The 23,168-nt window shown below is 70.8% G+C and carries 16 protein-coding genes; 7 read left to right on the plus strand and 9 right to left on the minus strand.

Annotated features, from left to right (window positions below; translation table 11 throughout):
* Window positions 1-88 precede the first annotated feature (88 nt).
* Window positions 89-1,243, plus strand: a complete 1,155-nt coding sequence (locus AB4079_RS14720; protein WP_441788056.1) for an ROK family protein — start codon at window positions 89-91, stop codon at window positions 1,241-1,243.
* A 13-nt stretch (window positions 1,244-1,256) separates the two neighbouring features.
* On the opposite strand, the gene AB4079_RS14725 is transcribed toward AB4079_RS14720, so the two are convergent.
* The 4 genes from AB4079_RS14725 to AB4079_RS14740 form a co-directional block, all read right to left on the minus strand.
* Window positions 1,257-1,742 carry a hypothetical protein gene (locus tag AB4079_RS14725; RefSeq protein ID WP_441788057.1) on the minus strand — a complete coding sequence of 162 codons (486 nt, stop codon included), beginning with the start codon at window positions 1,740-1,742 and terminating at the stop codon, window positions 1,257-1,259.
* Entirely contained in the window at window positions 1,742-2,935 is a 1,194-nt protein-coding gene (locus AB4079_RS14730; RefSeq protein ID WP_441788058.1) for an ROK family transcriptional regulator, read from the minus strand. Before AB4079_RS14730 ends, AB4079_RS14725 begins: the two co-directional genes overlap by 1 nt.
* Window positions 2,936-2,956: 21 nt before the next feature.
* Window positions 2,957-5,944, minus strand: a complete 2,988-nt coding sequence (locus tag AB4079_RS14735; RefSeq protein ID WP_441788059.1) for a UPF0182 family membrane protein — start codon at window positions 5,942-5,944, stop codon at window positions 2,957-2,959.
* A 106-nt stretch (window positions 5,945-6,050) separates the two neighbouring features.
* Entirely contained in the window at window positions 6,051-7,190 is a 1,140-nt protein-coding gene (locus AB4079_RS14740; protein ID WP_441788060.1) for a YlbL family protein, read from the minus strand.
* Window positions 7,191-7,362: 172 nt separating this feature from the next.
* On the opposite strand from AB4079_RS14740, the gene AB4079_RS14745 reads away from it, so the two are divergent.
* Together AB4079_RS14745 and AB4079_RS14750 are read left to right on the plus strand one after the other, a co-directional pair.
* Complete coding sequence (locus tag AB4079_RS14745) at window positions 7,363-8,727, plus strand: zinc-dependent metalloprotease (protein WP_441788061.1); 1,365 nt, start codon at window positions 7,363-7,365, stop codon at window positions 8,725-8,727.
* 88 nt (window positions 8,728-8,815) lie between these two features.
* The gene (locus tag AB4079_RS14750) at window positions 8,816-9,622 is read left to right on the plus strand and encodes a hypothetical protein (RefSeq protein WP_441788062.1); all 807 of its coding nucleotides are present in this window, start codon (window positions 8,816-8,818) and stop codon (window positions 9,620-9,622) included.
* Here AB4079_RS14750 and AB4079_RS14755 read toward each other — a convergent pair.
* Window positions 9,567-11,393, minus strand: a complete 1,827-nt coding sequence (locus tag AB4079_RS14755; protein ID WP_441788063.1) for an ATP-dependent helicase — start codon at window positions 11,391-11,393, stop codon at window positions 9,567-9,569. The two genes, AB4079_RS14750 and AB4079_RS14755, sit on opposite strands and share 56 nt — an antisense overlap.
* Window positions 11,390-12,409, minus strand: a complete 1,020-nt coding sequence (gene nudC / locus AB4079_RS14760) for an NAD(+) diphosphatase (protein ID WP_441788064.1) — start codon at window positions 12,407-12,409, stop codon at window positions 11,390-11,392. The genes AB4079_RS14755 and nudC overlap by 4 nt, the downstream gene beginning before the upstream one ends.
* Before the next feature lie 61 nt (window positions 12,410-12,470).
* On the opposite strand from nudC, the gene AB4079_RS14765 reads away from it, so the two are divergent.
* Window positions 12,471-13,544 (plus strand): phosphotransferase, encoded by a 1,074-nt coding sequence (locus tag AB4079_RS14765; RefSeq protein ID WP_441788065.1) that lies wholly within the window; start codon window positions 12,471-12,473, stop codon window positions 13,542-13,544.
* Here AB4079_RS14765 and AB4079_RS14770 read toward each other — a convergent pair.
* Together AB4079_RS14770 and AB4079_RS14775 are read right to left on the minus strand one after the other, a co-directional pair.
* The gene (locus tag AB4079_RS14770; RefSeq protein WP_441788066.1) at window positions 13,475-16,846 is read right to left on the minus strand and encodes a UvrD-helicase domain-containing protein; all 3,372 of its coding nucleotides are present in this window, start codon (window positions 16,844-16,846) and stop codon (window positions 13,475-13,477) included. The two genes, AB4079_RS14765 and AB4079_RS14770, sit on opposite strands and share 70 nt — an antisense overlap.
* Window positions 16,843-20,010: a PD-(D/E)XK nuclease family protein gene (locus tag AB4079_RS14775; protein ID WP_441788067.1), complete on the minus strand. Its 3,168-nt coding sequence runs from the start codon at window positions 20,008-20,010 to the stop codon at window positions 16,843-16,845. Before AB4079_RS14775 ends, AB4079_RS14770 begins: the two co-directional genes overlap by 4 nt.
* Window positions 20,011-20,136: 126 nt before the next feature.
* On the opposite strand from AB4079_RS14775, the gene AB4079_RS14780 reads away from it, so the two are divergent.
* Together AB4079_RS14780 and AB4079_RS14785 are read left to right on the plus strand one after the other, a co-directional pair.
* Window positions 20,137-20,361: a DUF3107 domain-containing protein gene (locus tag AB4079_RS14780; RefSeq protein ID WP_441788068.1), complete on the plus strand. Its 225-nt coding sequence runs from the start codon at window positions 20,137-20,139 to the stop codon at window positions 20,359-20,361.
* A gap of 10 nt (window positions 20,362-20,371) precedes the next feature.
* The gene (locus AB4079_RS14785) at window positions 20,372-20,674 is read left to right on the plus strand and encodes a hypothetical protein (RefSeq protein WP_441788069.1); all 303 of its coding nucleotides are present in this window, start codon (window positions 20,372-20,374) and stop codon (window positions 20,672-20,674) included.
* A gap of 95 nt (window positions 20,675-20,769) precedes the next feature.
* On the opposite strand, the gene AB4079_RS14790 is transcribed toward AB4079_RS14785, so the two are convergent.
* Window positions 20,770-21,486, minus strand: coding sequence for a ferritin-like fold-containing protein (locus tag AB4079_RS14790; protein ID WP_441788070.1), 717 nt, complete (start codon window positions 21,484-21,486; stop codon window positions 20,770-20,772).
* Window positions 21,487-21,611: 125 nt separating this feature from the next.
* Between AB4079_RS14790 and AB4079_RS14795 the strand changes: the two genes are divergently transcribed.
* A complete protein-coding gene (locus AB4079_RS14795) occupies window positions 21,612-23,093 on the plus strand; it encodes a DEAD/DEAH box helicase (protein ID WP_441788071.1) in 1,482 nt (493 codons plus the stop codon).
* Window positions 23,094-23,168: the final 75 nt, after the last annotated feature.

A 23,168-nucleotide genomic window follows, 5' to 3' on the forward strand; every position in this document is an offset into this window, starting at 1 on the left:
CTCTGACCAGGAATCATCCCGGTCAGAGGGCCTTTTTGCTAGGTTCTGGTTTGTTAGGGTCGGTCGCAACGACACGGCGGGAGCAGCAGTGGCTGAGGAGCACGGCAAGGCGACGCAGGCCGCCGTCCGGGAACGGAACCTCACGACCGCCCTGCAACTGGTGCTGACCGGCAACGGGACGGCGACCCGCGCGGGCATCGCCCGGCGCACGGGACTCACCAGCGCGACCGTCTCGTCGCTGCTCGCCGGGCTCATCGCCGACGGGCTCGTCACCGAGGGGCAGCTGGCGGAGAGCACGGGCGGCAAGCGCGCCACCACCCTCCGGGTGGCGGCCGAGAACCACGTGCTGCTGTCGCTGATCGTTCAGCCGGGCCTGGTGCGCGGCGCGGTCGTCGACCTGCTCGGAGACGAGGTGGTGACCGCGGCGCAGCGCCCGGCGACACCGGGCTCCCTGGAGGACGTGCGCGTGGTCGTGCGCAAGCTCGTCGCCGCGACCTCGGCACGCATCGTCGCCGTCGGCGTGCAGGTCCCCGGCATCGCCGACGGGCCTCTCATCCGCGAGTCGGTGCAGCTCGGCTGGACGGACGTCGACCTCGGGCGCGAACTCTCCGGCATCGTGGCTGCGCCCATCCACCTCATCAACGACGCCGACGCGGAGGCGATCGCCGACTCCACGGCCGCAGACGACTCCGCCGTGGACGACTTCGGCGCGAGCCAGCTCTTCGTGTCGCTCAGCACGGGCGTCGGGGCGGCCGTCATCATCGACGGCGAGGTCGTCGCGGGGGCATCGCACCGGGCGGGCGAGATCGGCCACGTCCCCGTCCTGTTCGGCGCCGAAGCCCCGCTGTGCGCGTGCGGCAACCGTGGGTGCCTGGAGGAGGTCGTGTCGGTGACCAGTCTGCTCGGGCTCCCCCACGGGACCGACCTGGAAGCCCTCGACCTGGCTGCCCTGGCCGCCACTCCCGACTCCCGCCGGCGGATCGCCGACGGCGCGCGCGTCCTCGCCCGGGCGCTGCTGCTGGTCGGCGCGGCGCTGGATGTGCCGAACATCGTCGTCGGCGGCGCTGCGCCCCGGCTCGGCCCGGAGTTCATCGGACACCTGCGGGCGGAGGCGGCACGGCACCCGGTGAAGGCGGCCATGCCGCTCAGCTTCCGCTACGCCCGCGTCGCTCAGGACCAGCCGTACCGCGGTGCGGCGCAATACGCGCTCCGGTCGGCGCTCGGCATCAGCTGGGCGGGCTGAGCACGAGGAGTGTTCAGGATGCGGTGAGCAGCGTCAGCAGCGCGGCGCCGCGCCTCCGGTCGTGGCCGAACGTCGCGATGTCGGCGTACGACGGGTCCGGGCGCGCGCCCATGTCGACCACCAGGACGGAGCGGCAGGTCGCCCTCACCGCATCCACCACCTGTCGCGTCCACCACGCGGCGGCGTTGTCGGCGCCGACCACGACCACCGGGGTGCCCGTGGCGAGCACGAGCTCCGGGTCGTCCGCCGGGCCGACCGAGACGACCGGATTGCCGCCCCAGAGCTGGGCGACCGGGCTTCCCGGCTCGGCCCACGCCTCCTGAAGGGTGTACCAGCGCGGCACGCCCAGTACGTCATTGTCGAGCGTTGCGAGGCGTACCACCGTGCAACGGCCCTGGAAGCGTGCGAGCGACTCCCGCACGCCGGGAGCGAAGCCCAGCCGCACCGGGAGCTCGGCGCGGACCTCGGCGCGGACCTCCGGCTCCGCGACCAGCGTCATCAGGACACCCCCAGCTGCGCCGAGAGCACCATCACCACGCAGCCACGGAGGACGATGTCGCGGCCCAGGCTCGTCATCCGGATGGTGACGCCGGAATGGAACCCCGCCATCGTGCGGTTCCGCAGCGTCTGGCCGACGGCCTCCAGGAGGACCCCGTCGATGAGGTCCTCCGGGCCGCTCAGCACCACCTCGGAGAGGTTGAGCGCGCCGACGATGGGTGCGAGGGCGACGCCGAGACGCTGGCCTGCCTCGCGCAGCACGGGTGCAGCGGACTCACCGGCCGCCTCCGCTGCGGCGACACGCGACTCGAGTCGTGGGACGGCGAGCCAGGCCTCCAAGCACCGCTCCCGGTCGTACGGAGCGTCGGGGTCGCCGTCGGTGCCGACCATGACCTGGCCGATCTCGCCCGCGGCGAACCGACTTCCGAAGACGAGGGCGCCGGCGACCAGCAGGCCGGAACCGACGCCGTGCCCGACCTTCACCAGCATCATGTCGCCCTGCGCGTCGGCGAACCCGTGCTCGGCGAGCACCGCGACGTTGGCGTCGTTCGCCACGAATACCGGCAGGCCCGTCCGCTCGGCGACCCGGCGCTGCAGCGGTTCGTCGACCCACCCCAGGTTCGGGGCGGCGGCGACGGTACCCTCGGCATCCACAATGCCCGGGGATCCGATCCCGATGCCCAGCACGGGTGCGGTCGTCGCGGCGACGAGGCGGTCGACCAGTCCGAGGACCTTCTCGGTCGCCTCCTCGCCCCGGCTGCCGGCCAGCTCGACTTCGACGGCGCTCAGGATGCGGCCGTCCATGTCGAGGACGGCACCGCGGAACACGGCGTGCTCGCTCAGGTCGACGCCGATGATCTGGGTCGCTCCGCGGTTCACGTCGAGCAGCACGGCCGGCTTTCCGGGGCGGGCGTCGTCGCGCTGGCCGAGTTCGACGACGAGGCCTTCGGCGATCAGCTCGCCGATCAGGTCGGAGATGGTGACGCGGGTGAGGCCTGTCGTGCGGGCGAGATCGGCACGGCTGACCCTCCCCGACCGGTACAGCGACTGGAGCACGAGCGAACGGTTGTGCCCCCGGGCGTGCTCCGGCAGCACCTTCGTGTGCGGGCGGAGCGCCCGGCCCGGGACGAGCCCGCGGTCGGACGGAGCGCCCCGGTCGGCGACGGTGGAACGCGTGCCCTGGTCGATCACCATGTTTGTTAGTAAAGCTGACAATCAACGTCTGCGCAACCATTCGGCCGCACTTTTTCTGTGACAATCGAACGCGGCGGGTGCTCCACGACGCCGCATGACCGCTACTTCGGACGGCGCCCGAACATAGCGAGGCGGCCCGCGCTTCGTGCGGGCTGCGCCGTAGGCGGCCCAGTCACCGGCCTTCAGCGCCGCCTGACTGTCGGAGAGCGCCTGGTTTGCCCGCTGCAGCGCAGACTGCAGGGCGGTGTTACCGGCAGTCGAACCGGCGCCGGTCCCTCCCCCACCCGACTGACCGCTGCCGGTCTGGCCGGTGCTTCCGCCCGTCGACGGAACGTTGTTGTCGCCGGCGTTCGCACCCGAGTCGCCCCCGAACAACGCATCCAGAGCCTGGTCGAGCGTGTCCTCGAACTCGATCTTGTCGCCGAAGGCCACGAGGACCTTCTGCAGCAACGGGTAGCTGGTCTCACCCGACGACCGGACGTAGACCGGCTGCACATAGAGCAGACCGCCACCGACAGGCAGGGTCAGCAGGTTGCCGTTGATCACCTCCGACTTGCCCTGCCGCAACAGGTTCAACTGTTGCGACACGGTGGGATCGGAGTCGAACTGGTTCTGCATCTGTCCGGGCCCCGGGATGGTGTCGCTCGACGGCAGTTGCAGCAGCCTGAGCTTGCCGTAGCCGGAGGCGACCTTCCCCTTCGTGTCGCCGGCGTCCGCATCCACGGCCAGATAGCCCTTCAAGACGGATCGACTCGACTCGCTGGTGCCCGCAGGGATGAATGTTGAATACAGCGAGAAGGCGGGGGCCTTCTGACCCGGCATCTTCATCGTCAGGTAGTACGGCGGCTGGAGCGCCGGGTTGCTCGACGGCGACGTCGGGTCGTTCGGCGTCGTCCAGGCGTCCTCACGCGAGTAGAACGAACCGGCGTCGTTCACGTGGTACTGACCGAGCACCGACCGCTGCACCTTGAACAGGTCCGACGGGTAGCGCACGTGACTCATCAGCTGCGCGCTCATGTCGCTCACCGGCTTGACCGTCGCCGGGAACACCTTCTGCCAGGTCTTCAGCACCGGGTCGGAGGTGTCCCAGGCGTACAAGGTCACCGAGCCGTCGTAGGCGTCGACCGTGGCCTTCACCGAGTTCCGGATGTAGTTGATGTCGTCGAACGCGTAGGCGGGCTTGGGCGTGTCCTTGTCGGCCGTCGCTTCGCTCAGGCTGCCGACGTGCGAGTACGGGAACTGATCGCTCGTGGTGTAGCCGTCGACGATCCACTTGACCCGGCCGTCCACGACCGCCGGATAGGCCTGCGAGTCGACCGTGAGGTACGGGGCCACCTTCTCTACCCGCTTGACCGGGTCGCGGTCGTACAGGATCTGCGAGCTGCTGTTCACGGCGTCCGACAGCACGATCTGCTCGTCCTGGAACTTCAGCGCGTAGACGAGCCGCTTGAAGACGTTGTCGAGAGTCGGGCCGCCGTTGCCGTTGAACGTCGTGTAGGTCTGCTGCGCGCCACCGGAGCCGCCCGGGTAGTCGAGCTCGACCGCCTTGCCACCCTTCGGACCGCCGACGATCGAGTACGTCGGCGACTGCTCGCCGAAGTAGATGCGCGGCTGATAGGTGCCCAGCGTCCCGGTGGTCGGGATGCCCGACTCCATGAACACGGGCTGGCCGTCAGGCGATCGCTGGTTGCCGTAGGCGGCAACGAGTCCGTAGCCGTGCGTGTACACGATGGTGTCGTTGAACCAGTTCCGGGTGCCGCCCAGGCCGGACTGCTGCAGTTCGCGCACGGCGACCACGGCATCCTGCTGCGTGCCGTTGAGGTCGTAGCGGTCGACGTTCAGCTTCTCGGGGAACGCGTAGTACTGGCGGAACTGCTGCAGCTGACGGAAGGACGGGCTGACGACCGCTGGGTCGAGGATGCGGATCTGCGCCGTGGTCTGCGCGTCCTGGCGCAGGGCGCCCTGCTCGGCCGTGGTCTTCGCGTTGTACGGGATCGTCTCGATGTTGCTGAGGCCGTACGCCTCGCGGGTGAAGTCGATGCCCTTCTGAACGTAGGGCGACTCCAGGGTCTTCTGGCTGGGGTCGACCTGGAAGCGCTGCACGACCCACGGCACGATGGCGCCGACCACGAGTGCGGCGACGATCAGCAGTGCCGTTCCGACCATCGGGAAGCGCCAGCGGCCGATGAAAGCGGTCATCACGAAGAGGATCGCGACGAAGACAGCGGCTCCCGCGAGCACGGCGCGACCCGGGATGGTGGCGTTCACGTCCGTGTACGCCGCTCCATTGATCATGTCGTTGACGTTGGAGTCGGTCACCGTGGCGTAGCGGTCGAGCCAGATGCTGACGCCCTGCAGCAGCAGGTAGAGGGCGGCGATGACGGAGATCTGGATGCGGGCAGCGCGCGAGATGCGCACCTCCCGGCCGCTCACCCGGATCGACCCGTAGAGGTACGTGGTGGCGAGGGTCGCCAGCAACGAGATGAGGACGACGGCGGAGGCGAAACCAACCGCACTGCGGTAGAACGGCAGCGCGAAGAGGTAGAAGCCGATGTCGAGGTGGAACAGCGGGTCCGTCTTGCCGTACGACGTGCCGTTCAGCCAGAGCGCTGCCGTCTGCCAGCGACTCGCCGCCGAGACGCCGGCGAAGATGCCGAACACGATCGGGATGCCGTACATCGCCAGCCTGCGCAGCGGCTCGATGACCTGCTGGTAGCGGTCGAGCTGCGAGTTGAGCTTGGCGTAGACCGGGCGCAGCCGGTACGCGAGCTGGATGGACAGCCAGAGCGGCAGTGCCATGCCCAGGAAGCCGATGAAGAACATCGAGATCCCCGCGAACCACTGCGTGGTCAGGACGTTCAGATACCCCAGCTGCTGGTACCAGAGGATGTCGGCGTACAGTCCGGCGAACACGAAGAAGAGGATGACCACCGCGACGATCACCCCGAGAGTGATCCAGACGGCCGCGCGCCGGCGGCCAGGGGGTCGGACTGCAGCTGTTGAACTCACGTATGGCCTTCTTGGTCTCGCGCGACGGGGGCGAGAACCATCCTAGGCAGCCGACGCTTGGAGAACGCTGCGCCGTGCACAGGGTCTCCGCCGCCGGGCCGCTGGGTCAGCCGGCGGCGCAGGTCGCGAGGCCGGCTGTGCTGGAGCCGTCGCGCACGGCCTGCAGCACCTTGAGCGAGTCGGCCAGCGTCTTCACCGCGAAGACTTTCAGTCCGGAGGGGATGTGGCCGCTGACCTCGTCGCAGTTCGACTGCGGAGCGAGGAAGTACGCCGCCTTTCCGATGTCCCGCGCGGCGTACATCTTCTGGCGGATGCCGCCGATCGGCCCGATCTGCCCGGCATTGTCGATCGTTCCTGTGCCTGCGATGCGCTTCCCGCCGTTGAGCGATCCGGGGGTGAGCTTGTCCATGATGCCCAGCGCGAACATCTGGCCGGCGCTCGGTCCGCCCACGTCGTTCAGCTGGATCTTCACGTCGAACGGGAAGGTGTAATCCATCCCTGCCCCGATTCCGAGCACGACTTGGCCCTGCGTCTCGGTCGGAGTGATGGCGACGGTCGAGGCGGCGCCGTCGCGCACGATGCCCAGCTCCGCAGGAGTGCTCGTGCCGTTCGCCTTCACCGCGCTGCGCAGTGCATCGATGCTGCTGACGCTTTTCCCGTTCACGGTGGTGATCTCGTCGCCGACCTTCAAGACGTCGGAGGCGGGGGTTCCCTTGATGAGCTGCTTGACGGCGACGTTCTCGGGAAAGGTGTAGCCGAGTTCGCTGAGTGCGGCGGCGATCGCATCCTGCTGGGAGTCGACCATCAGTGCCGCGTTCTCCGCGTTCGACTGCTCGGTGGTGGTTCCCGGCGGGAACACGCTCTCCAGCGGGAGCACCGCCTTGCTCGGCTGGAACCAGGCGCGCGCGATCTCGAACCAGCTCGGGCGCTGCTCCGGATTTCCGACGACAGAGACCGTCAGGAGGTCCAGGGAACCGGACGTCGGGTAGGTCTTCTGGCTCGGGATGCTGATGAGCTCCTTGGCATCCTTACCGGGCGCAGACCCGACCTCCTGGTCCGTGCCCAGGGTGTTGAAGACGGGGCCGGGCTGCTCGATGACGAAAGGGGCGGGCACGAGGGCGAGCACCAGCGCGAGGACGACAGCGACACCGATCGCCACCCAGCCGATGATGACGCGGCGCGGCGGCGCGACCCGGACCGGTTCCTCCCCCTGCAGCGTCGGGTGGTCGTCGCTGAACAGGGTCACAGGCCCGTCCTCTCGATCGGTGTTCGCCACGGGCGCACGGCCCGAAGGCGAGCATAGGGCAATTCCCATGCGCCTCCCCGGCGCCAGCGGCTAGCGTAGATGACGAGCCTGAAGCCGAGCCGACGGCTCTTCACCCGACGGCCGGCTCACTTCGAGAAGAGGGACGCTGACCATGGCCGACGATCGGAACGACGACCGGGACCCGGACCGCGACGACGACGAGTTCCGCGACATGCTGAGCCAATTCCTGTCGGGGAACGGCGCGTCGATCGACCCCAGCCGGCTCGCCGGCGCCGCCGGGCTGCCGAACGACCCGGCCAGCATCCAGGCGCTGCTGGGCCAACTGCAGAACGCGCTGATGAACCCGGGCGGCGGCATCAACTGGGACATCGCCGAACAGCAGGCCCGCCAGCTCGCCGCGGAAGACGGGCACTCGGTCACCCCGGCCGAGCGTGCCTCCCTCGATCAGGCCTTCCACGTCGCAGCGCTCTGGCTCGACCAGGCGACCGGCGTCGCCGGGCTCAGCAGCACGCCGGAACTGATCGGCCGCGCCGAGTGGGCGCGCCAGACGATGCCGCTCTGGACGCAGCTGGCCGAGCCTGTCGCCCTCAGCATCTCCGACGCGCTGACCCGTGTGCTCTCCGAGCAGGCGCCGGAGGAGATGCAGGCCATGCTGCAGAACGCCGGCCAGGTGATGCGCTCGATCGGGGGCGCCCTGTTCGCGATGCAGCTGGGCCAAGTGGTCGGGCAGCTGTCCAAGGAGGTCGTCTCGGGAGGCGACATCGGCATCCCGCTGCTTCCGGACGGTCAGGCGGCGCTCGTCCCGCAGAACGTGGCCGGATTCGGCGACGGCCTCGACATCCCGGAGGACCAGGTCCAGCTCTACCTCGCCGTGCGCGAGCTCGCGCACGCGCGGCTGTTCCGGCACGCGAAGTGGCTGCGTCTGCAGCTGATCACGCAGATCACGGCCTTCGCGAAGGGCATCACGATCGACACCGACGCGCTGGAATCGCTGGCCGAGAACTTCGACCCCTCGAACCCGGAGGAGCTGCGGGACGCCATGGTGAGCGGGCGGCTGATCCCGCCGCGCACCGAGGAGCAGCAGGAGGCCCTCGCGCGACTGGAGACGGTGCTCGCCCTGGTCGAAGGGTGGGTGGATGTCGTCACCGCGAATGCGACGCGACTGCTGCCGCGCGCCGACGCGATCGCCGAGACCGTGCGCCGTCGCCGGGCCTCCGGAGGGCCGGCCGAGTCTGCCTTCTCGACCCTCGTCGGGCTGGAGCTGCGACCCCGTCGTCTGCGTGAGGCCGCCGCGATGTGGCAGGCCGTCACCGAGGCGGTGGGGATGGACGCCCGCGACGACCTCTGGTCGCACCCGGACCTGCTCCCGCAGTCGACCGACCTCGACGATCCGTCGGGGCTCGTCGCACGGCTGACCGCCGCTGCCACCGGACAGGAGCAGGAGCAGGATGCGCTCGACCAGGCGATCGAAGATCTGCTGCGCGACGATCGCGACGACCGGCCGACCGAGGGCTGATCCGGGCACGCGCTGTGGATTGATCCGGCTGCCGGTCCGCCCTGTGGACAACCGCTGAACGGGTTCCGGCGTCGGGCAGGATGCCGTCATGGTCCTTGCACTCGATCCCGGCATCACCCGCGTCTGGCGCACCCCGGACAGCATCCAGTTCGGGGTGGATGAGCCGGTGCTCGTCCTCGACGGCATCACCTCGGCGGATGAGCGGATGCTGGTTGCCCTCGCCGCCGGGGTCACAGCGGAGGGGCTGCGCCTGGTCGCCGACCGTGCCAGGGCGCCCTCTGGCGCCGTTGCGGCGCTGCTGGACCGCGTTGCGCCGGTGTTGGCGCCCGATCGACGAGAGCCGCCGCCGACTCCCCCACTCGTCGTGCTCGACGGCGCCGGTCCGACGGCTGTCGCTCTTGGGGTGCTGCTCTCGGATGCGGGCGCCGACGTTCGCAGCGGACTCGACTGGTCCGACGCGGCCGTCGAGCGCGCGGATGTCGCGGTGATCGTGGCATCGTACGCGGTCGAGCCGCAGCGCCAGGCGCGATGGCTGCGGCGCGACGTGCCGCACCTGCCGATCGTGTTCGGGGATGCCGGGGTCACCGTGGGGCCGTACGTCCGGCCCGGGTACGGCCCATGCCTGCGCTGCGTCGACCTGCACCGGACGGATGCCGACCCGGCCTGGCCGGCGATGGCGACGCAGCTGCACACCCGCGATGCTCCCGGCGAGACGGCGATCGTGGTGGCTGCGACGGCAGCGCTAGCGGCCGCGTTACTCCTCGCGGCGAGCGCAGAGCCGCCACACGGGCCCGACCCCGGCGTGAGCGCCCGGCTGCCGCGGGGCAGGTGCGACTGGGTCAGCCGCGCGTGGGCGCCGCACCCCGAGTGCGGGTGCCTCGGTCTTCCCCCGTGACGGGTTGAGCCGGGAGGGACGACGGTGCGGCGGATGGACCAGCGACCGACGGTCGTGGCGCGGCCGGCCGGAGCTCGGCCAGGAAACGCGACGGCTGGCGGAGGGACGGACGACCCGGCTGGTTACTGCGGGCCGACCAGCTCAGGCGCAGGCGGCGGCGAGCGCGGGTGATGCCGACGTAGAGCAGTCGGCGTTCCTCATCCACTTGGTCGAAGGTCCCGGCGTAGCTGATCGGGACCAGACCCTCGCTCAGCCCGACCAGGTAGACGGACGGCCACTCGAGTCCCTTCGCGGCGTGCAGGGTCGCCAGGGTGACGGCGGACATGGTCGGCTCGTGCTGCCCGGCCTGCCGGGCCAGAAGCTCGTCGGTGAAGCCGCGCATCGTCTGCCCGGGCGGCTGCTCGTCGACGAGGCCCATGATGGCGTTCAAGGACTCCCACCGATCGCGCACGGCACCGCGCACGTCGGGTGGCTGCACGGACCAGCCGAGCGAGCGCAGCACGTCGCTCACCGACTTGAACAGCGGGTCCGCGGTCGACACCAGGCTCGCGGCACGGAGCGACATGACGGCCTGGCGCACCTCCGGCAGGTCGAAGAACCGCTTCGAGCCGCGGATCTGGTAACTGATCCCCCGATCGCCCAGCGCCTGCTCGAGCGCCGCGGCCTGCACGTTGACGCGGTACAGCACGGCGATATGCTCGGGCCGCGCGCCCCCGGCGAGCTCGGCAGCGATCTGGTCGGCGACGGCGCGTGCCTCTGCGCGGTCGTCCTCGTAGGCCGTGGGCTCCGGCACCGGCTCGATCACGCGATCGTCACCCTGCGCCACGTCGGCCGGACGCAAGGTGAGAGCCCCGGATCGGCCGCGCATCAGCCGGTTCGCCGTGTCGATCACCGGAGGCGTCGAACGGTAGTTCTGCTCCAGCCGGACGACCGTGCCCCCGGGATGCTCGTGCTCGAACCCGAGCAGGTAGTCGCTGCGCGCACCCGCGAAGGAGTAGATCGTCTGGCTTGCGTCGCCGACCACGCACAGGTCGCGACGGGTGCCCATCCACAGGCCGAGCAGTTGGTGCTGCAGCGGGGAGACGTCCTGGAACTCGTCCACCGTGAAGAACCGGTACTGCTCCCTGACCTGCAGGGCGACCGCGGGCTCGCTCTCGATCATGCCCGCGCAGGCGAGCAGCACATCTTCGAAGTCGATCTGCTTGCGCTCGTCCTTGAGCTCCTCGTAGCGCTGCAACAGCGCGGCCACCTGCTCCGGCGAGAGCGACCCGGGAGTCGGCCGCCCGGCCGTCGTGTACTGTTCGATCCCGAGCCCGGAGACTTTGCGCCACTCGATCTCGGCCGCCACATCGCGCAATGTCGCGGTGTCGACCTTCAGTTTGAGCGTCTCTGCGGCGTGGCCGAGGATGCGGCCCTTCCCGTCGAGCACCGACGGCAGCTGCCCGCCCACCACCTGCGGCCAGAAGTAGTTGAGCTGGGCGAGAGCCGCGGAGTGGAAGGTGCGCGCGGAAACCCCTCCGGCACCGAGCTGGCGCAGGCGGCCTCGCAGCTCCGCGGCCGCGCGGGCCGTGAAGGTGAGCGCCATCACGCGGTTCGGGGCGTACGCGCCCGAGGCGACACCGTACGCGATCCGGTGCGTGATCGCCCGCGTCTTGCCCGTCCCGGCACCCGCCAGGATGCAGACCGGGCCGAACAGCGCCTCGGCCGCCACCCGCTGCTGCGCGTCCAGACCGGCCAGCAGTTCGTCGGGACCGGCGACGGCAGCGCTCACGGCGCCGGCGGCTCGCCGAGCGGGCCGCCGTACCAGTCCTCGATGAGGGCGCGTGCGATCGACGACCCACCCGGCAGGATGATCTGCTCCCGCGCCGCCCACAACTCCTCGCGGCTGAACCACCGGACGTCGAGGATCTCGTCCCCGTCGGGGTCGAGCTCCGATGCCGGCTGGTCGTCGGCCAGACGTGCCGTCATCCCCACCATCACGGAGGCGGGGAACGGCCATGGCTGCGAGCCCTTGTAGCGCGCATCCACGACCCGGACGCCGGCCTCTTCGAAGATCTCGCGCTCGACCGCGCCCTCGAACGACTCCCCCGGCTCGACGAAACCGGCGAGCAGCGAGTAGCGGGACTGCTCCCACATCGCGTTCGAGCCGAGCAGCAGCCGATCGTCCGCATCCAGCACCGTGACGATCACCGCGGGGTCGGTGCGAGGGAACACCTCGGAGCCGTCCTCCAGGCAGCGGCGCACCCAGCCGGCCTGCTCCACGACCGTCGGAGACCCGCAGCGCGGGCAGTGCGTGTGCGAGGCGTGCCAGTTGGCCATCGCCAGCGCCTCGGTGAAGAGCCCGGCGTCGCGGTCGCCCAGCGCCGTCGCGACCGTGCGGAGGTTGCCCCAGCGGGTCTCGTCGGGTTCCAGCTCCAGCGCGGCGGCGTCCGTCAGGACCTGCAGAACGACGGCGGTGCCGGCCTGCTCGGTGGGCGTGGCCACGGTGGTCCGTCCGAGATAGACGCGGATGAGCGCCGAGGTGACCCGGTCCACCGGGAGGAGTTCGAGCGCCGCCGGGCCTGCATCCGGCGACGACCAGCCATCGGCAGCGGGAGTCGCGGCCGCGACGCTCTCCGCGGTCAACAGCGCCCGGCCCTTCCACAGCGCCAGCACCCGCGTGCCCGGCTCGCTCCACAACTCGTCGAACAGCGCCGGACGCGAGCGTGCCGCATGGTCGCGGTCGGTCGCGTGGCGCGACAGCGGAAGCGCGGCCAGCGGGAGAGAGGGAGTCAGGGCGGACGACATCGAGGTCCTTTCGGGGCGTGGCGGACGGCCGTCGCAGGTGAGGTCCAATTAGCCTAGATGCATGGCCAGATCCCATCTCACTCTAGCCGCGCTGGCCGCTTCGGCCGTCCCCGGCCTCGACGTCACCGGCGCTCGCAGTCACAGCGCCGGAGGCTCCGGCGACTTCGACTCCGCGCTGCTGAACACGAGGGACGGCGCGACCGTCATCGTGCGCGTCCCCGCGACCCAGGTCGCGGAGACCGAGCAGAGCGCCGACCTGGTCGCCCTGCGCGCGCTGACCACGGGCATCCGCAGTCGGCTGCCGTTCGACGTCCCTCGATACCTGGGGCAGGCCCCCGTCGCCGGAACCCGCGCGATCGTCTACGACTACCTGCCCGGTCGGCACATCACCGTCGAGGAGGTTCCCCCGGGCGACGGCCTGGCCGGGTCCATCGGGCACGCGATCGCGGCCATCCACGCGCTCCCCACCGCGTTCGTCGGCGAGGCCGGGCTGCCCGTGCTGTCGGCGGCCGAGTGCCTGACGGCGGCGAACTCGGTGATCGAGTCCGCCGCATCCACCGGCCTGCTGCCGACGGCGCTGCGCGACCGCTGGCGCACCGCGGCGGCCGACCACTCCATCTGGCAGTTCCAGCCCACCGTCATCAACGGCTCGCTGACGGCCGAGTCGATCCTGGTCGAGGACGACGTGGTCACCGGCGTACTGGGCTGGTCGGCGCTGCGCGTCGGCGACCCGGCCCGCGACCTGCACTGGCTGCTGGCGATGAACCCGGAGGCGACCGACGGGGCGCTCGGCGCGTACGCCTCCACCCGGCAGGTGGCCACCGACCGGCAGTTCACGCAGCGCGCGATGCTCTACGCGGAGTTGGAGGTCGCCCGCTGGCTGCTGCACGGCCGCGAGGTCCGCGATCAGATGATCGTGGATGACGCGGTCGAGATGCTCGACGGCCTGGTGGATCGGGTGCACAGCAATGCCATGAACCCGCTGTCGACCGCCACCGGGCCGATCATGGCCATCGGCGACGTCGAGGCGATGCTCGACCGCACGCCGGGTGACCGGCCGGAAGGCTACAACCGCTCCGGCGGGATGAAACCGGTGGCCGACGACCAGAGCGACGTCAGCTCCTCCTCGGCGTAGAGCCGTTCCGGCCGCACGACGCGGTCGTCGGTCACGAAGTAGAAGACGGCGTCGATTCGCTCGGGGTCGATGCCTGCATAGCGCGCGTAGGCGAGGCGGTACAGCGCGAGCTGGAGCTGCTTGCGCTCCAGGTCGTCCGCGTCGCGCGGCGCCTTCCCGGTCTTCCAGTCGACGATCTGGTAGTCGTGGCTGCTGTCCTCCGCCCGGTAGATCGCGTCCAGTTTGCAGACGACCACCTGCCCGGCCAGGGTGATGTGGATCTCCAGCTCGACCTCTTCCGGACGCCGGCCCGACCATTCGCTGCGCTCGAAAGTCGCCTTGAGTTCCGCGAAACGCTCCGCCTCGAGGATGTCGCCAGCCGGATCGTCCAGTTCCGCGCTGCTGGCATCGAGCGCATCCGTCGCGCCGGCGATCGTGCCGAATCGCTCCTCCACCCACCCGTGGAACAGCGTGCCCAGCCGGGTCTGGCGGTAGGGGCGCTCCGGCATCGGGCGCCGCAGTGCCGAGGCGACGGCGGCAGGGTCAGTGACGTAATCCTTGAACCGGGAGGCCGGGATGCGGGCGGGCAGTTCGACGAGGCCCGCCTCCTGCTCGCGGCGCGCCCGCTCGGCGAGCAGCAGGTCGAGGTCGCGGGCGTACACGCCGCCATCTCCCGCTCCGTGCTCGCGTGCGCGGAGCACGGCCGCAGCGGCGGCCTCCACCCGGGTGCGGCGCGCGCCGAGCGGCTCCAGCGGCCAGGTCACGGTCGCCGAGGTCAGCGCGAGCGGGTTCTCGTCGGGCTCGTCGCAGTCGGGGAAAGCGTCCGCGGGCAGCAGGCCGGCCTCCTGCAGCTCGCGCAGGTAGGCGCCGGGACCGCGTGGCTTCGTCTGCGTCGACCAGTAGGAGCCGGTCAGCAGCAGCCGCCGCCGGGCGCGGGTGACCGCGACGTAGATCAGACGGCGCTGCTCGTCGAGGTGGCGGGCGACATTCTCGTCCTCGAAGGCGACGATCGAGTCGTTCACATCCTTCTGCGTCTCGGCCGTCCGCCAGGCGACGACCGGGAGCTCGGCGGAGTCGCCGCGGAACTCGTTCGGCAGCTGCCCGAACGACAGCCAGCCCTTGCGGCTCTGCGGCGGTCCAGGGAGCTCGCCGTCGACGAGGCGGGGAATGGCCACCACATCCCATTCGAGCCCTTTGGCGCCGTGGATGGTGAGGATCTGCACCGTGCCCGGTTCGGCGTCCTCACTGCGCGGGGCCAGGTTGTCGCGCTGTTCGGCCTCGGCGAGCCAGGAGAGGAAGGACCCGAGAGTCGCCTGGTCGTCGGCCGCGAGGTAGGAGGCGACCTGCTCGGCGAATGCGTCGAGGCTGGCCTGGCCGAGCTGTGCGGCCTCGTTCGCCGCGACCTCGATGTCGAGGAGGAGCTCCTGCTGAACGAGCGTTACCAGGTCGAGCAGGTCGAGGCCGACGCGGGAGCGCAGGTGGTCGAGGCGTCGGGCGGCGTCGCGCATCCGTTCGAGACCGGCCGGGCTGAACCCCTCCAGTCGCCCGTGACCGTCGGGTGCTTCGAGCACGAAGTCGAGGGCGTCGACGAGGGAGGCCCCTTCCTCGCCCGCGACCGAGCGGCGGAGCCGGTCGCGCAGTTCGGGGTCGAGCCGCTGGTGCCGGTGGTCGCGCTCGGCCAGCCAGGAGGCGACATCGCGCAGGGCAGCGATGTCTTTCGGTCCGACCCGCCACTTCGCGCCGGTGAGCAACCGGATGAGCTCGGAGCCCGCGGTCGGGTCGTGCATCACCCGCAGGGCGCTGACCAGGTCGGCGATGACCGGCTGCTCCAGCAGGCCACCGAGGCCCAGGACGTGGTACGGGATGCTGCGCCGCGCGAGCGCACTCGTGAAGACGTCGATCTTCTTCAGCGACCGGCAGAGCAGCGCGGCGCTCGGCGGGACGCCGGTGGCGTCGCGCTCGCTCAGACGCTCGCCGAGCCAGCGCGCCACCGTCTCCGCCTCGTCGGCGACCGTCTGCTCGAATGCTGCCGTCAGCTCGCCGAGAACAGCGCCAGGACGCGGCTGAAGCTGTTCGACATGCACTGGTGAAGCGGCAGTGAGAGGCGCCACGAGCACATTCGCCGCATCCAGGACGCGCGTCGGGTTGCGCCAGCTGGTGCTGAGCACGTACTCATCGGCTGCGCCCGGCGCACCGGGACGCTCTCCGGTGAAGTCGGCCGAGAATCGGCCCAGGTTCGCGGCGCTGGCGCCGCGCCAGCCATAGATCGACTGGTGCGGATCGCCGACGGCCATCACCGGCTGGCCGGCGAACAGGCCGGAGAGCAGCCGGGTCTGGACGACCGACGTGTCCTGGTACTCGTCGAGCAGCACGACGCGGAAGCGGCGGCGATAGTCGGCCACCACCTCGGGCTGACGTTCGCAGACGGCCAGCGCCAGCGCCACCTGGTCCGAGTACTCCACGAACCCCCTGCGCCGCTTCTCGTCGGCGAAAGCCCGAGCCAGATCGAGCAGCGGCGGGAGGGAGCCGACCGCCTCCACCGCGGATCGGACCGACGCGTACAGGTCTTTCACCCGACCGTTGCCCGTCGGCAGTTCGGCGATGCGCCCGAACTGCTCGACCATCCGCTCCACCTCGGCAGCATCGGCGACGTTCTCACTGAGTGCGCGGCTGAGGCCGACGACCGCGCTGGTCACGGGCTCCACCCCGCGGTCGAGCTCGACCAGGCGATCGTCTGCGCTGGTCACCACCAGACGTCGGGCGAGCTGCCACGCGGACGCCTCGCTGAGCACAGCCGACTCGGGCTCGCGCCCGATGAGGAGCGCGTTCTCGCGGAAGATCGCGTTCGCGAAGGCGTTGTAGGTGGCCACTTCCGGCGCCTCGAACGGGTCGAACGTGACATCCGTCACACCGGAAGCGACCAGCTGCTCGATGCGCGTGCGGATGCGGCCGGCGAGTTCGCCCGCTGCCTTGCGGGTGAAGGTGAGGCCGAGGATCTCCGGCACGCGGACGTGCCCGTTGGCCAGCAGCCAGACGACCCGGTTCGCCATGGTCTCGGTCTTGCCGCTGCCGGCGCCTGCCACGACGATGGCCGGCCGCAGCGGCGCTTCGATGACCGCCTGCTGCTGCAGTGTCGGCGTCGGGAGGCCGAGCGCCTCCGCGATCTCGGCCGCGCTGAGCGGCCGCAGCGATCGCCTGGACGCGGCACCCGTCTCCTCCATGTCCGCCAGCGAAAAAGCCTGCTCCACCAGGTCGAGGTCGGCCTGCTCTGTCGCCCACTCCAGCAGGCCGTCGTCGTCGAGGTGCGTCGCTTCGTCCGTCATGCTGCTCCTCCCGCGCTGACCGCCGGCACCAGGTGGATGCGGTACTCGTACTTTCCGTGCGGGTCGCGTTCGCCCAGGTCGACGACACCCGCGAAGGTCGCGGCGGCCATCCCGTCGGCGGCTCGGGTCACGCGGTCGCGCAACCGCTGGAGGCCCGCCTCGTCGACGCGGTCCTGCGCCACCTCGCGGTAGCCCTTGCCGCGGACGCCCTTCGCGACGAACAGCAGCTTCGCTCCCCCGGACGGCAGTTCGCCGGCCTGCTCGATCACCCCGTGCTCCATGGCCAGCTGGTAGGCGCCCAGCTGGGCGTGCTCGGCCGCCTCCGCGGCGGACGGCGTGCGGTTGCCGGTCTTGAGGTCGACGATGACGACCGTGCCGTCGGGAGTGTGCTCGACGCGGTCGATCGTGCCGCGGACGAGCGCTCGTCCGATCCGGAGCTCGAACGCGCCCTCGGAACCGAGCAGCGTCCCACCGGCGCGCTCGAAGTCCCGCAGGTACTCGGACACCCCGGCGGTCAGCGTGCGCGTGCGCCTGCGCTCCTTCTCCTCCAGCCACGGCGACTCGAAGGCCAGCTCGCCCCAACGCCGCTCGATGCCCTGCCAGAGCCGTTCGACACTCAGGTCGCGGTCATCGCTCGTGCTCGCCTCCTCCATGACGGCGTGCACGACCGTGCCGATCCCGGCGGCGAGCCCGCTCGGCGAGGCCGCCATGGTGTCGACGAACCAGGCGAGCGGCGACTTCTCGAAGGTCTCGAGTCGTGAGGGCGAGACCCGGACGATCGCCTCCGGATCGTCGAGATCGACCAGCGGCTCCGCGGTCGACGGTTCGAGCAGGCCGTACCAGGACGACGGATCGGCGCCCTCGACCTCGGCGTCGGCGAGACGGGCGAGAGCCTGAGCGGCGTCGGCCGAGCCGGTGGTCACCAGTCGGCGCCGCAGCCGCCCGACCATGCCGCGCAACGAGAGCGGATGGGCGCCGTCGTCCTCGTCGTCGACCGCGAGTTCCCCCGCGAGACGGAGGAACGGCGACGGCTGCTCGTCGTCGTTGGCCGTCGCCGTGAGCAGCACCTGGCCGCGGGATCGGGAGACGGCGAGCGCGAACATCCGCAGCTCGTCGCCCAGCACCTCGGCCCGCGCGTCCTCGGTCTCGGTCGCGCGTCCCTCCACCGCATCGGCGAGTTCTTGCGGGTGCAGCAGGGAACCGCGCAGGCGGAGGTTCGGCCAGACGCTCTCCTGCAGGCCCGCGACCGCGACCACCTCGAACTCCCGGCCGATCGCAGCGCTGGGCGTGCAGACGAGGACGGCGTCTCCGGCGGTCTGGGCGGCCAGGGTGTCTTCCGGAACCTCGGCACCGAGCAGCTCGACGACGAAGTCGGACGCCGGGCGCTCGGGATAGCGCTCCACGAACCGTCGCGCCGCCGTGAAGAGCGCGACGATCCCGTCGAGGTGACGGTTCGCCTCGTCCGCGACGATTCCACTCCGCTCCGAGTGCGCCAGCCAGCGCGCGGCCAGCCCGCTGCGCTCCCAGGCGTGCCAGAGCAGTTCCTCGACGGAGGCGCCTTGCGCTGCCTTCTCGCGACCCGATCGCAGCGTCTCGGCCAGCCGTCCGGCACGGCGGGCGGGTGACGCATCGATCGTCGCCAGGTGTGCGGGATGCTGGAGCGCCTCCACCAGGAGCTCGTCTCCTGGACGGTTGCCGTCCCCGGAGAGCTCCTCTTGACGCAGGGCGAGCCGCAGGCGGCGGAGGCTGACGCTGTCGAGACCGCCGAACGGTCCGAGCAGGAGCTCCGTCGCGACGATCGGCGTGAGCTCGATCGCGCCGAGCTGGACGCCGACGACGGTGACCAACTGTCGCGCCGCGAAGTCGTCGCGCAGTGCACGTCCGGCGATGCTCGTCGTGGTCGGCACCTCGGCGACGGCCAGTGCGCGGGACAGCGCGGGCACATGAGCGCCGGACCGCACGATGACGGCCATCGCACTCCACGGGACGCCGTCGAGCAGGTGGCGTTCGCGGAGCTTACGGGCCAGCCGCGCTGCCTCGGCAGGGGCGGAGGAGGCGACGAGGCGGACGATCTCGGGACGCTGGTCCGCTGGAGCGGGTGCCTGCGCCGGTTCCTGCCCGGCTTCCGGCTCCGGCCGCCCGGCGGCCGCCATCCGCTGCACTCCGGCCGCAGCCGTACCGATCCGTTCGGTGACGCGCGCCGTCAGCTCCCGCAGGGCGGGGGTCTGCCGGTGCGCCGTCGTGAGCACGAAGCGGGTCACCGGTACGCCGAGCCGCGACTCCAACTGGCCGAGTGCCGTCGTCTCGGCACCGCGGAACGTGGTGGAGGCGACGTCCGGATCGCCGAACGCGATGACGGCGACGCCGCGTTCGGCGAGAGCACGCAGCAGCGCCAGGGTGGCGACCGTGGCCTCCTGCAGGTCGTCGACGAACACCGCGCGCAGACTGTCGAGCGAGCTCCCCTCGCGGACGACCGTCACCGCCGACGCGATCAGCTCCGCCGAGTCGACGAAGCCGCCGCGGTAGCTGTCGACCACCAGCTGGTACTCCGCGATGAACCGCGCGGCGGCGCGCCACTCGTCGCGGCCGGTGATCGCGCCGAGCTCCGACAGCCGCGACGGCGTGACGCCACGCTCCGCGCAACGGGCCATCAGCTCGCGCAGCTCGGTGCGGAAACCGCGCAGTGCCCGCACCTCCTCGACGAGAGGTTCGGGCCAGTTGGGGCCAGTGCCGTCCTCGATATGGCCGTTGAGCAGTTCGGCGATGATCTGGTCCTGCTCACCACCGGTCAGCAGCCGCGGCGGTTCGGCCCCGGTGCGGCGCGCGTGCTCCCCCACCAGCTGGAACGCGAGCGACGTCGCCGTGCGTGCCAGAGGACCGTTGGTCGGAACGTCGAGCCGCAGCGCGATGCGGTCGCGCAAGGCGGTCGCTGCGGCTCGGGATGCGCTGAGCGCGAGCACCTCGTGCGTCTCGTAGCCGCGGCCGAGCACACGCTCCGCCACCGCCTCCACGAGGGTCGTCGTCTTGCCCGTCCCGGGTGCTCCGAGAACCGCAGCGGACGCGCCGTCGGCCACGGTGAGCACCTCCGCCTGGGCGCCGTCGAGCGCCGGAGCGCCCGCGATGGCGCCCCGTTCTGCGCGCATCCGGAAGCCTGACGTGGTCATGCCTTTCACGCTATCGGCGTCCGCCGACAGAGAACGCGAGCGGGGGCCGCGAGCCGTGTGCCGTAGTCTGAACTCACACCCGCCGGTCAGACTCGAAATGGCCCAGAACACCCGAAAGGTACTGTCGTGGAGATCCGCATCGGAATCGTCAACGCCCCCCGCGAGCTCAGCTTCGAGTCCTCGCAGCCGGCCGAGCAGCTCACCGGGCAGGTGAAGACGGCTCTCACCGACGGCGGCGGCGTGCTGGAGCTTACCGACGACAAGGGCCGCCTCTACGTGGTCCCCACCGCCGGCATCGCGTACGTCGAGTTCGGCACCGAGGAATCGCGCCGCATCGGCTTCGTCGGCTAGCCTCCCTCTCGTGGAACTGCTCTTCGTCGTCCTTGGCGGCGCCATCATCGGCCTCGCCGGGCGCTACTTCCTGCCGCACCGTCACACGCACGGCTCCGCCCTGATACCGGCGGTCGGCGTCGCTTCGGCCTCGATCCTCTGGGTCGCCCTCACCTGGGCCGGCCTGAAGTGGGACGACGGCTGGATCTGGTGGATCACCCTCCTCGGTACGGCCCTCGTCGTGGCCGTCACCGACCTGCTCGTCGGTCGCCTCCGCACCACGGGCGACGACCGGCTGCTGCATTCCCTCACGAAGGGCGCGGTCGCGCGCTGACGCATTGGCGGCTGACGCAGCGACCGCTGTCGTTCGTCACGAATGCCGCTGCGCGCCGCGCCGCTGACGCGACAAACGTCGGCAAACCGTGACCGCTACGCGGTGAGGCCCAGCGCGTCCATCCGTCGGGTGTGGGCGGCGATCAGCTCGGTGAAGATCGGCTCGATCCGCTCCTCGTCCGTTGCGCGGTTGCCGGACAGGTGCAGCGCCGAGCGTGCGACGAGCAGTGTGTCGCCGACGAGACGGCGACCCCACATCGCCAGCCGGGACTTCAGCAACGGATCCGCCCCGATCTCGGCGCGGAGCACCTCCAGCACGCCCTCCTGACCGGACTCGGAGCCGAGCAGGTGCGCGATGCGCGGGCCCACATCCCCGGGCAGCCCTGCGGCCAGCCGGATGAAGAAGTCGTCGAGCAGACCACCGGTCACGATCGCCGACAGCAGGGTTTCGCGCCAGTCGGCCCCCACGATGAGCGCACTGAAACCCTCGATCGCGACGGCGAACGGTTCCATCGCCGCGGCGGGGTCGTTTCCGCGCCGGCGGATCTCGGCGACGATGCCCTGGTGCTTGGACAGTGCGTGCCCTGCGGCGGCCGAGATGAGGCCTTTCGCATGCAGGTCGTCGGATTCGGCCGCGACGCGCGACAGCGTCTCGAACTGCTCCAGCTGCAGGTACGCGGCCTGACCGAGGTACGGCAGCAGCTCGGGCATCACCTCGTGCAGGTCCACGCGCACGGTGGCGACCGGCCGCGGGCGCGGCGTCAGGCGCGGGAGTTCGACGGAGGGCCGTCGCCGGGTGAACCAAGTTGACACGCTCAGCAGTGTATCGGGACCGTCCAGTAGGCTTGTGTCGCCGTCGGCGCAGGATCGACGGCCCTACGCCTGCGACAGAGAAGAGGGCGTAGACACTCCGATCGAATCGACAGGCAAACTCCCCAGTGACTTTCTCAGAACTGAACATCGACCAGGACATGGTCGACGCCCTCGCGGCCAAGGGCATCATCGAGCCGTTCCCCATCCAGACGCAGACCATCCCCCTCGCCCTCACCGGCCAGGACATCATCGGCCAGGCGAAGACCGGAACCGGTAAGACCCTCGGCTTCGGCCTCCCGCTCATCCAGCGCCTCGGCCTGGACCCGGAGCCGGGCGTGAAGGCCCTGGTCGTCGTGCCGACTCGCGAGCTGGCCATCCAGGTCTACGAAGACCTCGAGACGGCCGCCTCGGGCCGCCCCACCTCGATCGCCGCCATCTACGGCGGAAAGGCCTACGAAGGCCAGGTCGCGCAGCTCAAGGCCGGCGCCCAGATCGTCGTCGGCACGCCCGGGCGTCTGCTCGACCTCGCCGGCCAGCGCTTGCTGAGCCTGGCGAACGTCAGCGAGATGGTGCTCGACGAGGCCGACAAGATGCTCGACCTCGGCTTCCTCGCCGACATCGAGAAGCTGTTCGCGCAGACCCCCGCCACCCGGCACACCATGCTGTTCTCCGCGACCATGCCGGGCCCGATCGTCGCGCTCGCCCGCCGGTTCATGAGCCGCCCGGTGCACATCCGCGCCAGCGACCCGGACGAGGGCCAGATCCAGGCGAACATCAAGCACCTGGTCTACCGTGCGCACTCGATGGACAAGGACGAGGTGATCGCCCGCATCCTGCAGGCGGATGGCCGCGGCAAGACCGTCATCTTCACCCGCACGAAGCGTGCAGCCGCGAAGCTCGTCGAAGAGCTCAACGACCGCGGCTTCAACGCGGCGGCGGTGCACGGCGACCTCAACCAGGAGCAGCGCGAGCGCGCCATGGCCTCGTTCAAGGCCGGAAAGCGCGATGTCCTGATCGCCACCGACGTCGCCGCCCGCGGCATCGATGTGGACGATGTCACGCACGTGATCAACCACACGATCCCCGAAGACGAAAAGACCTACCTGCACCGCGTCGGCCGCACCGGCCGCGCCGGAAAGACGGGCATCGCGGTGACGTTCGTCGACTGGGACGACCTGCACAAGTGGGCGCTGATCAACCGCGCCCTCGAGTTCGGGCAGCCGGAACCCACGGAGACCTACTCGTCGTCACCGCACCTGTTCACCGACCTCGATATCCCGCAGGGCGTCAAGGGCCGGCTCAAGCCGACTCCGGCGGTGAAGGTTCCGGACGTCCCGCGCGGCGGTCGAAGCGATTCCACCGGTCCGGAGGGCGAGCGCTCGGGCGATCGTCGCCGTCGCCGCACGCGCGGCACCTCGGGTCAGGATGCCCCCGCGCAGGTCTCGGCCGAGTCATCGCACGACACGGCGGCAGCCGAGGGCGGCGAGCAGAAGACCGCGAGCGGCACCCATGACGGCGGCGGATCCCAGCACCGCGACGGCAACAGCGCACCGCGCCGTCGTCGCCGCCGTTCGCGCGGCGGATCGGCCGCGACGCCCGCCAGCTGACCGCATCCGGCGCAACCGCCACGCAGAGAGCTCCCGCGTACTTCGATCGACGCCCGTCGCCGAGTCGAAGAACGC

This window comes from Leifsonia sp. 2MCAF36, from assembly GCF_052115525.1.
In the GTDB taxonomy this organism is placed as follows: Bacteria; Actinomycetota; Actinomycetes; order Actinomycetales; family Microbacteriaceae; genus Leifsonia.

Coding starts and splice junctions, on each gene's coding strand:
- AB4079_RS14725 (WP_441788057.1), bottom strand. CDS start 1,742: ATGACGCTGGTCGCGGAGCCGGAGGTCCGCGCCGAGGTCCGCGCCGAG.
- AB4079_RS14730 (WP_441788058.1), bottom strand. CDS start 2,935: ATGGTGATCGACCAGGGCACGCGTTCCACCGTCGCCGACCGGGGCGCT.
- AB4079_RS14745 (WP_441788061.1), top strand. CDS start 7,363: ATGGCCGACGATCGGAACGACGACCGGGACCCGGACCGCGACGACGAC.
- AB4079_RS14750 (WP_441788062.1), top strand. CDS start 8,816: ATGGTCCTTGCACTCGATCCCGGCATCACCCGCGTCTGGCGCACCCCG.
- nudC (WP_441788064.1), bottom strand. CDS start 12,409: ATGTCGTCCGCCCTGACTCCCTCTCTCCCGCTGGCCGCGCTTCCGCTG.
- AB4079_RS14765 (WP_441788065.1), top strand. CDS start 12,471: ATGGCCAGATCCCATCTCACTCTAGCCGCGCTGGCCGCTTCGGCCGTC.
- AB4079_RS14770 (WP_441788066.1), bottom strand. CDS start 16,846: ATGACGGACGAAGCGACGCACCTCGACGACGACGGCCTGCTGGAGTGG.
- AB4079_RS14775 (WP_441788067.1), bottom strand. CDS start 20,010: ATGACCACGTCAGGCTTCCGGATGCGCGCAGAACGGGGCGCCATCGCG.